The 12675-nt window shown below is 69.9% G+C and carries 10 protein-coding genes; 3 read left to right on the forward strand and 7 right to left on the reverse strand.

What is annotated here, in order from left to right:
- Nucleotides 1–163 precede the first annotated feature (163 nt).
- The 7 genes from ACTIEW_RS01275 to ACTIEW_RS01305 all read right to left on the reverse strand — a co-directional run bounded on the left by ACTIEW_RS01275 (nt 164) and on the right by ACTIEW_RS01305 (nt 8491).
- Nucleotides 164–1213, reverse strand: coding sequence for a DUF2336 domain-containing protein (locus ACTIEW_RS01275; RefSeq protein ID WP_439476302.1), 1050 nt, complete (start codon nt 1211–1213; stop codon nt 164–166).
- 41 nt (nt 1214–1254) lie between these two features.
- Nucleotides 1255–2187, reverse strand: a complete 933-nt coding sequence (locus ACTIEW_RS01280; protein WP_439476094.1) for a hypothetical protein — start codon at nt 2185–2187, stop codon at nt 1255–1257.
- Nucleotides 2188–2281: 94 nt separating this feature from the next.
- Entirely contained in the window at nt 2282–3034 is a 753-nt protein-coding gene (locus ACTIEW_RS01285; RefSeq protein WP_439476095.1) for an ABC transporter permease, read from the reverse strand.
- Nucleotides 3031–3807, reverse strand: a complete 777-nt coding sequence (locus tag ACTIEW_RS01290) for an ABC transporter ATP-binding protein (RefSeq protein WP_439476096.1) — start codon at nt 3805–3807, stop codon at nt 3031–3033. The genes ACTIEW_RS01285 and ACTIEW_RS01290 overlap by 4 nt, the downstream gene beginning before the upstream one ends.
- Nucleotides 3800–4855: an ABC transporter substrate-binding protein gene (locus ACTIEW_RS01295; protein ID WP_439476097.1), complete on the reverse strand. Its 1056-nt coding sequence runs from the start codon at nt 4853–4855 to the stop codon at nt 3800–3802. The genes ACTIEW_RS01290 and ACTIEW_RS01295 overlap by 8 nt, the downstream gene beginning before the upstream one ends.
- Before the next feature lie 772 nt (nt 4856–5627).
- Nucleotides 5628–6617 carry an alpha/beta hydrolase gene (locus ACTIEW_RS01300; RefSeq protein WP_439476098.1) on the reverse strand — a complete coding sequence of 330 codons (990 nt, stop codon included), beginning with the start codon at nt 6615–6617 and terminating at the stop codon, nt 5628–5630.
- A gap of 44 nt (nt 6618–6661) precedes the next feature.
- Entirely contained in the window at nt 6662–8491 is a 1830-nt protein-coding gene (locus ACTIEW_RS01305) for an ABC-F family ATP-binding cassette domain-containing protein (RefSeq protein WP_439476099.1), read from the reverse strand.
- A gap of 181 nt (nt 8492–8672) precedes the next feature.
- Here ACTIEW_RS01305 and ACTIEW_RS01310 point away from each other — a divergent pair, with 181 nt between their 5' ends.
- The 3 genes from ACTIEW_RS01310 to ACTIEW_RS01320 all read left to right on the forward strand — a co-directional run bounded on the left by ACTIEW_RS01310 (nt 8673) and on the right by ACTIEW_RS01320 (nt 12656).
- Entirely contained in the window at nt 8673–9656 is a 984-nt protein-coding gene (locus tag ACTIEW_RS01310; RefSeq protein WP_439476100.1) for a hypothetical protein, read from the forward strand.
- A 51-nt stretch (nt 9657–9707) separates the two neighbouring features.
- Complete coding sequence (locus tag ACTIEW_RS01315; protein WP_439476101.1) at nt 9708–10166, forward strand: YcgN family cysteine cluster protein; 459 nt, start codon at nt 9708–9710, stop codon at nt 10164–10166.
- A 165-nt stretch (nt 10167–10331) separates the two neighbouring features.
- Nucleotides 10332–12656, forward strand: coding sequence for an ATP-binding protein (locus ACTIEW_RS01320; protein ID WP_439476102.1), 2325 nt, complete (start codon nt 10332–10334; stop codon nt 12654–12656).
- Nucleotides 12657–12675: the final 19 nt, after the last annotated feature.

Raw genomic sequence — 12675 nt, forward strand, 5'->3', positions numbered from 1 at the left:
CTTGTCCGGGAAGCGCCCGCCTCCAGCAATGGGGCGGGCGTTTTGCTGTTCGGGATTGGCCCGGGTGGTTAGTGACTAGTGAGTAGTGATTACTGGTTGTCCAGCGGCAGACCTGGGGGCGAGATCCGCCCCACTGAATCCAGCCACTGGTTCCAGCCACCCATCAGGCCGCGACGGCTCCGCGGCGCATCCGCCAGAAGCGCAGCGTCCTGAGCGCGGCGTCCTTCGTGAGTTCGGCGTACAACCGGGCGTAGGAATGGGCCTTGGCCATGGCGTCGCCGTCGTCGTTCAGCAGCACCACGGCATAGGTCAGGAACAGGGCGCGATCGAGATCGGCGGACTTGCAGACCACGGCCAGGGCGTCCAGTTCGCGGCGCTCGACAATCTGGCGGGCGGTGTGGAAGTCGATGTCGGACAACTGGGCGAGAGCGATCAGGAAGGAGGTCGTGCCGCCCGAGCGCAGGAACCGCGCCAGCATCTGTGGCGACAGCTGACCGGCGGCCTTGAGCTCCTCGACATAGGCCGAGCATTCGGCGTAGTCGGCGGGCAGGGCGCCGTCGTCGGTGGCGATCCGGGCGCGGCCGGCAGCCAGGGCGCTTTCCAGCAGAGCCGGGTCCATGCGGGCGTTCTGTTCGAGGATCCGCGTCCGCAGCCGCGCCTCGACGACGAAATACATTTCGTTGAGCAGGTCGGCCGGCAGGCCGGCGCGCGACACCGCGGCCTCGTGCAGCGCCGGATTGACCCGGGCGCGTTCGACCGCAACCTCTGACGACTTGCGCGACAAACGGGCGCCGTCGTTGCGCAGCAGGGTTCCAAGGGTCTCGTCATCGCCCCGCTCCACGATGACGTCGGAAACCGCCTCGGACACGGACAGGCGGGCCGAGACGGCGCGCAAATGATCCTGGCCATGGTTGCGGACCACGCCCAGCAGGTCTTCGTCCGTCAGGACCGGAGAGGTGGTCAGCACAGATTCCGCGACGGCGGCTTCGTCATTGGCCAGTCGGCGGATCAGGGCATGGGGCGCATTCGGCGCATTCGCGAACCGGGCTGACAGTTCGGCGAGGACGGCGCTCTCCATCTCGTCGGCCAGGGTGGCGAGAACGGATCCGTAGAGCGCGTCCTCGGTGGCGCTGTGCGCCGAGGCGCCGAAGAAATGCTCGGTCAGCTCCCGCAGCAGGGCGCGTCGCTTCTCGCTCGACCCCTCCTCAGCCATGGCGATCAGCTCGGGCAGGCGGGAGGGAATCGACGCTGCTGTCACTGATGGTCCCCGTCGGAGGCGGCGGGGGCGGGGCGCGTCCGGCCCTGGGCGTCGCGGATCAGGGTCGGTCCCTGTTCGGGCGCGGCGAGATCCTGGGAGGCGATGGTCTCGGGCATGGTCACGACCAGGGCGTCGACATAGTTCGGCTCGGGCATCTCGAGCGGGTCGGGCTGGCGACCGTTCTGGCGATGGACCGAATAGTAGCGACCGCCCTGGGTCGGCGGGCGTTCGCCGCTGTTGCTCACTTCAGCGACACGACGCGGCTGGGGCGCGGCAGGGGGAGCCGCCGCGGCGGGGTGGACGACCGGGGGGGCGGCGGCCGGGGCGGGGGCGGGCGCGTCCTGCTGCATTCGGAAGATTGGCGCGTCGCGTCGCGGGGCCATGGGATCAAACGGCTCGCTCTGAACCGGCGGGGCCTGGGAGGGGGCCGGCGCATAGATCATCTCAGCCGGCACGGCCTGACCACGGCCGCCGGGATCGGGCAGATAGTCGGGGGTCGAGCGGGGTTGGTGCGGGGCGGTCGTGGCGGGAGCAGGGCGGGGGGCGACTGGCGGCGCCATCGCGGGTTCGGCCCTCACCGGTTCTGGTGGCGGCGCGACGGGATGCATCCAGGCGTTGGCAGGGGTCAGGGTGCGGCGTGCGCCGGGAGCGGGCGTCAGGCCGGGTCGCGTCGGAGCCGGTGCGGCCGCTGTGAGCCCGCCGTGCGGAATGACAGTATTGGGACGCCTCAGGTCGCGCCTTCCTGCAGCGGAAGGGGCGGCGGCGGGCGCCGAGGGGCTGGCCTCGCCGCGGCTGGGCCAGGACATATAGCGCAGGCCGCGGGCCTCACCGGCCGGGGCGCCGGCGCTCTGGGCGGAAGCGCCGCCGGCGAACAGCACCACGCCAGCGGCGGCGAGCAGGGCGGTCGTCAGGATCGGGGGGCGGCGCAAGAGAGCGTCTCCAGACGCAGGAGTGGAGCCTCACGCTAGTCATGCGTCGCTTAACCCGCTGCTAACGCCGGGGAGTTCAGCGCCAGGGCCAGGTTCAGGAGAGACTGCGCCGCACCGCCCGTTCCAGCAGGCCGACGACGGCGTTGAGCAACAGGCCCATGACCATCAGACAGGCGAGGGCGGCGAGCATGTCGGCTGTCCGCAGCCGGTTTCCGGCCTCCAACAACCGCCACGCCAGCCCCTGGGTCGCGCCTGAGCCCGAGACGAACTCGGCCACCACGGCCCCGATCACGGCCAGCCCGGCGGCGACCCGCAGCCCCTCCAGCACGAAGGGCAGTGCAGCGGGCAGGCGCAGGCGGATCAGGCGCTGGACCGGCGCGGCGCCGTAGAGGTCGAACAGCCGCTCGAGGTCGGGGTCGGCGGACTTCAGCCCGGTCAGGACGCCCGAGAACAGGGGGAAGAAGGCGACGGTCGCCGCGAGCGCCACCACCGCCCGGTCGGCGTGGTCCAGCCCGGCCCAGATCATCACCAACGGGGCGATAGCGACCACGGGCGTGACCTGCAGGGCGACGGCGAGGGGTCGGACCGCCTGTTCCGCCGGTCGGCTGAGCGACACGGCGAGGGCCAGCCCGCCGCCGAGCAGGGCGGCGACGAGCAGCGCCTGCAGCGCCATCCAGAAGGTGGCGGCGGCGGAGGCGGCGAGGAGGGGCGCGCGCTCGATCAGGGCGGCAGCCACGGCGCTCGGCGGGGGCAGGAACCAGGGCGGGACGTGGAGCAGACGGCAGGCGAGTTCCCAGACGGCGAGGAGCAGGACGGCGAGGAGCAGGGGCGGGAGGAAGCGGGTCATGCGCCGGCCTCGACCGGCAGGGGCGACATGGTCTCGGCCAGGGCGGCGGCCAGCGCCTCCACCGCCGCGCGATAACCGGCGTCGGCGCGCCATTCCCGAGGCCTCGGCAGGGCCCCGGGCGACCGGAGCCCGGTCGCCACCCGGCCCGTCGTCGCGTCGAGCACTACGGCCCGGTCGGCGAGATAGACGGCCTCCTCGACATCATGGGTGACGAAGACGATGGCCGGCCGCGGGGTGCGGGTGGACCAGAGGCGGTGCAGGTCCTCGATCAACCGGCGGCGGGTGACGCTGTCGAGGGCGGCGAAGGGTTCGTCGAGCAGGAGGAGGTCGGGTGCTGTGACCAGCGCCCGGGCGAGGGCGACGCGCATGGCCATGCCGCCGGACAGCTGGCGCGGTCTGGCGTCGAGCCGGTCGCCGAGACCAACGGCGGTCAGGGCTTCGGCGGCGCGGGCGCGGGCCTCGGGGCGGGCCACGCCGGCCAGTTCCAGCGGCAGGGCGACATTGGCGAGGGCGTCGGCCCAGGGCATCAGGGTGGCGGACTGGAAGACAAAGCCGGTGCGCCCCTCCGCCCGGCCTACGACGCCTTCGGACGGCGGCTCCAGTCCCGCCAGCAGGCGCAGGAGGGTGGACTTGCCGGCCCCCGACGCGCCAACGACGGCGACGATCTCGCCAGGGGCGATGGTCATGTCGATGGGGCCGAGCGGCGCGCGGCCGGGAAAGCGGACGAGGACGCCGTCCAGGGACGCCGCGGCGTCCACCGTCTCCTCAGCCACGACCGGGCAGATACTGGGTGGTGAAGGCCTGACGCCAGTCCAGATTGGGCGGATAGACGCCGGCCTCGGAGGTGACCTCGAAGAAGGCCTGCCAGCGTTCGGCGGTCATGGCGCCGAGGCCATAGAGGGCGGCGTCGCCGCCGTCGACGATGCCGTTGGCCTTCAGCCGGGCGCGCGCCTGGTCGAGGATGGCCTTGGTCATCTCGGGATTGGCCTTGCGGATCAGGGCGTCGGCGGCCCGATTCTGAGGCGTCTGGCCGTCGCCCTGGATATAGTCGCGCCAGCCCTCGACCGAGGCGGCGATGAAGCTGCGCAGGGCGGCGGCGTTGTCGCGGGCGAAGGCGTTGGGGGCCAGGACCATGGCGGCGTAGGAGGGGTAGCCTTCGTCGGCCAGCAGGAAGACTCGGGGCGCAAAACCCGCCGCCTGTTCGATGCTGTACGGTTCGCTGGTCAGATAGCCCTGCTGCACCGCCCGCTCGTCGGCGAGGAAGGGCGCGGGGTTGAAATTGTAGGTGCGGACCTGATCGTCGGTGAAGCCGTATTTGGCCTTGAGCCAGACCCAGAAGGCGTCGCGCGAGGCGGTGGCGAGCAGGATGGGCCGGCCGGCCAGATCGGCGATGGTCTCGAGCGCCGGGTCGGGGTGGGCGATGAGAACCTGGGGGTCCTTCTGGAAGAAGGCGGCGACGGCCTTCACCGGCGCGCCCTCGGCGACGAGGTTCATGGGGATGAAACTGTTGGAGCCCATGCCCAGCTCGACCGCGCCGGAGGCCAGTAGCTGGGGCACGTTCACGCTCGGGCCGCCCTGGATGATCTCGACGTTCAACCCGCGCTTGGCATAGGCCCCCGAGGCGAGGGCCTGGTAGAAGCCGCCGTGCTCGGCCTGGGCGCGCCAGTCGGTGGCGAAGCGCAGGCGGACGCGGCCCTCCTCGTCGACAGGGGCCTCGGCGCGTTGGCAGCCGACGAGCGCCGCCGTGGCCGCGAGCGCGCCGGCGCCGACGAGAAGGGCGCGGCGGTCGGGCGATGAGGGACGATTCCCGCGCAAGGTCATGACCGTGGTGTACGGCTCGGGCGGATGGAAGGGAAGGGCGTGGGGAAGCCGGGAGGACAGCGCTTGCCCTGCCCCCTCCGTCACGGCGCGAAGCCGCGCCGCGCCACCTCCCCCAAGAGGGGGAGGAGACGGCTTGGGCGCTCAAGCAGCGAGCGGCCGCGCAGCGAGCGTTAGCGCCCACCAGAATTGAGCGAGGGGACGAAGATCCCCGGCGAACCGGTTTTCCTCGTCCCCTCGCCAAGTCCGGGTTGGACTTGGCCATTGAGGTTCAGAACCCTGGCTTCAGCATCCGCGAGGCGAACCCCGAAGATGGTCAGCTGTATCCTGTCGCGCTCCTGGTCTCCGGCGTTCCACGAGGTCGAGCCCCGCGCCGTCCATCGATCCTGATCCGGTTCCCGCCGGGTTTTCTCCGGCCGAAGCCTTTGAAAAGTCCTTTGGGCCTTGATCCTGTCTCCCGTCCGTTAAGGTCGAAACCCCCCGGTGCGTTCGATCAGAGAGCCGGGCCGGTCCGCTTTGATCCCCGGGTCTCCCCGGTTTTCCGCGCCGCCGTGTCCCTCGGCCTGATCAAGCTCGCTCCGATCCGTGGATGTGGCAAGCGGTCCGGAACGAGCGTCTGTGGATGGCCTTGGGGATAAATCGTGCAGGGCGCTCGCGTCTTTGTGGTGTTCTTCGAATTTTCTTCGACATGTGAAGATCTTGTGACTTCTACACAGACTCGCGAAAAGGGCCCGAAATTCGTTCCGACCGGGCTGATTTTGGGCGCGGGAGGGGTTCAGGCGGCCTCGAGGACGGCCAGACGCGCCTCCAGCCAGGCCCGGATCTCCGCCTGGGACCGGGCCGCGAGGGGGCCGCCGAAATGGATGAAGCCGTGCGGAGCCAGCGGAACCTCCAGCAGATCGGCGTCACCCGGCCAGGCCTCGGCCATCAGACGGCTGTCGTCGCGCAGGGGGTCGAGGTCGCCGGCGATGAACAGGGCCGGGGGCAGGTCGTGGAGATCGGCGTAGAGGGGGGAGATGTCGGGGCTGCGGCGGCCGGACTCGTCGCGGTCGGGCGTCAGGCGGCCGAGGTCGGCGGCCAGGGTCGGACCGTTCAGGATCAGGGTCTCGGGTCCGGCGGCGCGGGCCGAGGGCGTGCCCGACAGGTCATAGACGCCATAGACCAGCACACAGCCGCGGAAGTCGCCGAACCGGCTCTCGTCACGCAGCGCCAGCCCCGTCAGGGCGGCGAGGTGGGCGCCGGCCGACTGGCCCGCGAGGAACAGCCGTTCCGTGCCGAAACGGTCAGAGGCGTTGTCGGCCAGCCACCGTCCGGCGGCCATGCAGTCGGACAGGGCGTGCTGCATGAGGACGCCGCGCGGCTCGCTGAGCAGGCGGTAGTCGACCGAGACGACAGCCAGACCGGCCTCGGCGGCGAGGTCGGCGTTGAGGTGGTCGTTGAGGCCGGCGCTGCCGACCACCCAGCCGCCGCCATGTATGTCGAGGATAACGCCCCGCGCCGGTCCGGGCGGGTTGAGGATGCGGACGGAGACGCCGCCGTCTTCCGACGGGATGCGCAGAGCCTCGACGCGCACGCCGCGCCGCGACAGCTGGACGGCGGTGACGCGCTCGGCAAGCTGGCCGAAACGGCTGCTGAGCCACTGGCCGGCCGTCAGTCGCCAGCCGTCGGCCTTGAGCCGCGGGATCAGGGCCAGGGCGGCATTGGTCCGCTCGGCGGTCCGGCGTTCGGCGGGCGTCAGGTCCAGTCGGCGAACGCGGGCGGTCATGGGCGGCAGGCTAGACCGAGGCGGGAAGGGACGCGATGCGGCGTTCAAGCGCTGGCGAGGGCTTCCCGCTTCGCCTCAAGCTCGAGCCATTCCTCTTCCGCCGCCGCCAGCAGGGCGCGGGCGCGGTCGGCGTTGGCGGTGGCGCGATCGAAAGCCTTGCGGTCACGGGCGTAGAGGCCGGGATCGGACAGGGTCGCGTCGTGGCGGGCGATGTCGTCCGGGAGGCTGGCGAGCAGTCCTTCCAGTTCCTTCAGGCGGTGCGTGTCCTTGAAGGTCAGCTTGCCGGGTTTCCTGACCGTGAGCGCGATCGAGGCGGGCGCCGGGGCCGCCGCCGCGCGTTGGGCCGCGTCCTTGTCCTGCGGGCGGGGGTTGGCGCCGGGCTGGAGGAAGCCGGGGTTCTGGCGGATGAAATCGGTCCAGCCGCCGGGCGTCTCGACGATGTCGCCGCGGCCGTTCATGGCGATGGTCGAGGTGGCCAGCCGATCGACGAAGTCGCGGTCGTGGCTGACCAGGATCAGGGTGCCGTCATAGGTCTCGAGCAGCTCTTCCAGCTTGTCGAGCGTGTCCATGTCGAGGTCGTTGGTCGGTTCGTCGAGAACCAGCATGTTGGCGGGTTTGGCCAGGGCCCGGGCCAGCAGCAGGCGGTTGCGTTCGCCGCCCGAGAGGGTCGAGATCGGCTGGCGCAGCTGGCCTTCCTGGAACAGGAAGTCCTTGGCGTAGGCGGCGACGTGTTTGGACACGCCGCGCACCAGCACGCTGTCGCCGCCGCCGGGGGTCAGGGCGTCCCACAGGGTCATGTCGCTGCGCAGGCCCTCGCGCGACTGGTCGAGATAGACCGGCTCCAGATTGGCCCCGAGGCGGACCGTACCGGTATCGGGCTTGAGCTGGCCCAGCAGGATCTTGACCAGGGTGGTCTTGCCGGCGCCGTTGGGGCCGACGATGGCCAGCCGGTCGCCGCGGATGACGCGGGTGCTGAACGGCTTGATCACCGTGCGGTCGCCGAAGGATTTGGTGACGCCCTTGAGCTCGGCCACCAGCTTGCCCGACAGGCCGCCGGAATCGACGCCGAGGTTCAGTTCGCGGGGGATGTCCTTGACCCGTTCGGCGCGGTCCTCGCGCATGGCGTTGAGGGCCCGGGCGCGGCCCTCGTTGCGGGTGCGCTGGGCGGTGATGGAGCGGTAGAAGGTGTAGGTCTCGCGCTCGATGGCCTTGTTCAGGCGGCGCAGGGACTCGGCCTCCTCATCCATGACCTTGTCGGCCCACTCGTCGAAGGCGGCGAAGCCCTTGTTGAGGGTGCGGACGCGGCGGCCTTCCAGCCAGTGGCAGGACTGGGTGACGCGGTTAAGGAAGGCGCGGTCGTGGCTGACGACCAGGACCGAAAACCGGGCCTGTAGCAGTTCCTCCTCCAGCAGTTCGATGGCCAGGATGTCGAGGTGGTTGGTCGGCTCGTCGAGCAGCAGCAGGTCGGGTTCTTCGGCGAAGGCCTTGGCCAGGGCGGCGCGGCGGATCTCGCCGCCGGACAGGTTCACGGCGGGCTTGGCGGGATCGAGGCCGAAGGTCGCCAGCCACGCCTCGGCCGTCCAATGGTCGGCGCCGCCGGACTCGGCGTAGTCCGCCAACGTCTCGCCGGTGATGACCGGTTCCTGGGGCACATAGGCGAAGCGCGTGCCAGCCTGGACGGAGCGGTCGCCGGCGTCGGGCTCGATCAGGCCCATGACCATCTTCATCAGGGTCGATTTACCGGCCCCGTTGCGGCCGACGAGGGCGGCGCGGGTGCGCGGCTCGACGGCGATATCGACCCCGTCGAACAGCGGGCGCTGGCCGTCCTGCAGGCGGACGTTCTTGAGGGCGACGAGAGGAGGACGGGGAGCCATGCAAACCTTGGACGCGCGCGCTTGGGAATGGGGGCGGCGGGGAGGCCGCGCGGTCGAAGGCGGGCATATAGGCGGTGCAGGGCGTTGTGGCCACCGGCTGCGGCCTTCGCCTCTTGAGGGATTTGCGGCGGCGGGACGCGGAACGGTGTTAATCTGAGGCTGAACGTCCGGGGGGATGGGGATGAGCGATCAGGATCGGGAGGCCGCGCCGTCCGCGCGCCAGAAGCGGGGGTTCGGCTGGGGCGAACTGCTGGGCGGGATCGTGCTGGCTCTGACGCCGGTGGCGGGCACGCTGGTCTATGACAGCGTCTCGCGGCCGTCGGGCGAGGTAACAGCGGCGGCGGACATACTGACCCAGACTGCGCCGCATATCGACGCCTATCGCCGCCAGTCCGACCTGTTCGACGTCAACAGCCGCCGCGTCGCCAACGCCATGCTGCGGGGCGGATCGCAGGAGGCGGCGCAGGCGCGGTATGACGACTTCACCCTGGTGTGGAGCGACTATCAGACCACCTATTCGGACCTCAGGGACCTGATCCTGCCGGCCGACAACACGGCCGCGCCGGAACTGCGCGATCTGGTGTCCTACATGGACGGGGCGATGGCGGCGTCGAACCGGATCGACCTGTGTCTGCAATCGGCGCTGGGCAGCTATGACGCAGGGGCGCCGGACCGGATGGCGGCGAGGGCCCGGAGCCGGACCGGCATCGACGAGGCGGCGGCCGGGGCTGAAACCGCGGCGCGGACGCAGGATGAGGAACTGCGCTGTCTGTCGGGCGACGAATATTTCGTGGTCAGCGAGCGGATGCAGAGGCTGGGCGGCTGTAACTACGCCCTTCGCAAGGCCATGATGGGATCGGTCGCGAACCTCCGCCGCACGCGGGACGACGGGCCGGTGGCGCGGCTGGGCGACCGGCTGACGGGCCGGTCGGCGCCGGGGACGGCGGACCAGAGACCGGAATTCTGGGGGCCGCTGCTGGATCGGGTGAAGGCGGAGTTTTCCCGCGAGCGGCTGAGGCCGAGCCGGGGCGATGCGCCGCCAGCCAACCGGCTGAACATCTGGCAAAGGGTGGACGCCGTGGCGCCGGCGCCGGTCCTCGGACCGGTACCGGCCATGCCGCTGATGGGCCCGGTGGTCGCGGCGCCCGAACCGCCCGCGACCTGATCCCGCCGAAGAGCGGAGACAGCCCGAAGCGATCCGCGTAAGAGGCCGCCGATGGATCGGCCCTTCTGGCAAACCAAGCGCCTGGAACAGATGTCCCGCGAGGAGTGGGAAAGCCTGTGCGACGGCTGCGGCCTGTGCTGTCTGGTCCGGTTCGAGGACGAGAACACCGGCGAGGTGGTGCCAACGCGGGTGCACTGCAAACTGTTCGACAGCGACCAATGCACCTGTGTCGACTACGCCAACCGGCGCGCGCAGGTGCCGGACTGCATCAAGCTGACGCCGTGGAACATCGAACAGCTGGGGTGGATGCCGAAGTCGTGCGGCTATCGGCGGATCCATGAGGGGCGGGGACTGGCGGATTGGCACCCGCTGATTTCGGGCGATCCGGAGAGCGTGCACGCGGCGGGAGTTTCGGTGCGGCGGCAGACGGTTTCGGAGCTGGCCCTGACGGAGGCCGAGGATGCGCTGGATTTCGAAGCGCCCGAGTGGAATCTTGAGCGGGGCAGGTGAAACCGCCGACGGCTTCGAAAGTCCAGTTTGCTAACTGAAATTTCGTTGTTCGCTCGATATGTTGGGCGGATGGGAGCGAAACGTCCACAAACGTCGCTCAAAGCGACGACGGTCAATCTGAACCTGGACAGCCCCTTCGAGCGGCTGACGGCTTTGGCCTGCGCTATGTTCGACACACCGCACGCCATGGTCGGCGTGGTCGACGGCGACCGGACACTGTTCCGGGCCAATGTCGGGCTGGACGAGACCGGAATGCCGCGCGAGATGACCGCGACCCATCTGATGGTGTCCATGGGCCCGGGGGCTGTGATGGTCGTCGAGGACGGACTGACCGATGCCCGGGTTCGAAACCATCCCATGGTGACCGGTGCGCCGGGGCTGCGCTTTTTTGCGGGAGCGACCATCGCGAACGCCGCCGGCGAGGCTGTGGGCTCCATCGGCGTGATGGACGTCAAGCCCCGCGCCCGACCGAGCGACGCCGAGATGGAGAATCTGACAGTGCTGGCCCGGATGGCCGGCGAACTGGTCGATCAGGCCGAAACCGAACGGCGGCAGTCGGAGCGGCTGAAGTTGCTGAAGCTGGCCGAGGAGATGGCCGGAGTCGGCCAGTGGAGGCTCGATCTTTCCAGTGGGAAAGTCGCCTGGTCGGATGCGGTCTATCGCATCTTTGGTTACGAGCCGGAAACCGCGGATCCCACAGCGATCTACGCCGCCGGACCCTTTCACCCCGATGACAATGCGATGCTGGCGGGGCTGGTCGAGCGCGCCGCGAAGACGGGTGAGGGTTATGAGTGCCGGCTGCGACTGACCCGACCTGATGGCGAGGAGCGGATAACGGCGGCCAAAGCCGCGTGCGAGCTGGACGAGCATGGCCGGACGACCGCGGTTTTCGGCGTTTTCCAGGACGTCACCGAGGCGGACCAGGCTGGCCGAAGGATCGCCGAGAGCGAACAGCGGCACCGGCTGCTGGCCGACCGGGCGACGGACATCATCATCACCTACGGTGTGAACGGGCTGGTGACCTATGTGTCGCCCTCGATCGAACGTGTGAGCGGACACCTGCCGCAGGATGTTCTCGGCCGGCCGGTGACGGACCTGATCCATCCGGATGATGTGCCCGGTCTGGCCGTGAGTTTCCGGGAATTCGTCAAGGCGCCGCCGGAATGGTCGCAGCGGGGCGTGACCTATCGCGGTCTGGTCAAGGGGGGCGGCTACCTCTGGTTTGAGGCGCGGACCTCGATTATCCGCGACGAGAACGGCCGGGTCGTCGAATTCCAGGATCTGGTTCGCGACGTCACCGAGACCAAGCGGCTGGAGGAGGCCCTGATCGAGGCGCGCGACCGGGCCGAGGCCGGGGCGCGGGCGAAGTCGGAATTCCTCGCCAATATGAGCCACGAGCTGAGAACGCCGCTGACCAGCGTGATCGGCTTCTCGGGTCTGCTGCAGCAGAGCGCGTCCCTGCCGGAGACCGAGCGGCGCTATGCCGACCGGATTGGCACGGCCAGCGAGGCCCTGCTTGGCGTCATTAACGACATCCTCGACTATTCCAAGCTGGAAGCCGGGGCGGTGGAAATGGAGGCGCGGGCCTTCGATCCGCGAGCACTGACACAGGCGGTGGCCGCGATGGTCGAGGGCCAGTGCGAGGTTAAAGGCCTGACGCTGGCCGTGGTGGTCGACCCTGACCTTCCGGCGGCGCTGACGGGCGACGAAGGACGGCTGCGGCAGGTAATGCTGAACTTCCTCGCCAATGCGGCGAAATTCACCGCGAAAGGCTGCTTGACGCTGGAGGCGTCATGGACGGGAGACCGGTTGAGGATAGCGGTGACGGACACCGGCATCGGCATCCCCGCCGAGAAGATCGACACCCTGTTCGAACGCTTCAGCCAGGCCGACAGTTCGACGACGCGCGTCTATGGAGGGACGGGGCTGGGACTTTCGATCTCGCGCCGGCTGGTCGAGATGATGGGCGGCGAGATCGGGGCGGAGAGCCGGATCGGCGAGGGTTCGACCTTCTGGTTCGAGGTTCCCCTGACGCCGGCCGAGGCGATGGCGTCCGAGGAACAGGCGGACGGCGAGACGGCGAGCCCGGAAGGGTTGCGCATCCTCATGGCCGATGACGCCGCCGCCAACCGGGAGTTGGTGGTGGCGATCCTGGGCGGTATGGGCGTCGCGCTGGAGACCGTCGAGGACGGCGCCCAGGCGGTCGAGGCGGCCAGGGACGGCGGCTATGACCTGATCCTGATGGATGTGCATATGCCGGTCATGGACGGGTTGGACGCGACCCGCGCTATCCGGACGCTGGCCGGGGAGGCGGGCCGGGTTCCGATCATCGCCCTGACCGCCAATGTCCAGCCCGAGCAGGTGCTGCGCTGCCGGGAGGCGGGCATGGACGATCACGTCGGCAAGCCGATCCAGGTGGCGGATCTGCTGCGCGTGATTGCGGCGCGGCTGGAGCAACGGGCGAGCCTGAAGGCGTCCGAGGCCGCCTGAGCCGCCCTCCGCAGCGTGA

The organism is Brevundimonas sp., from assembly GCF_051860745.1.
Classification (GTDB): domain Bacteria; phylum Pseudomonadota; class Alphaproteobacteria; order Caulobacterales; family Caulobacteraceae; genus Brevundimonas.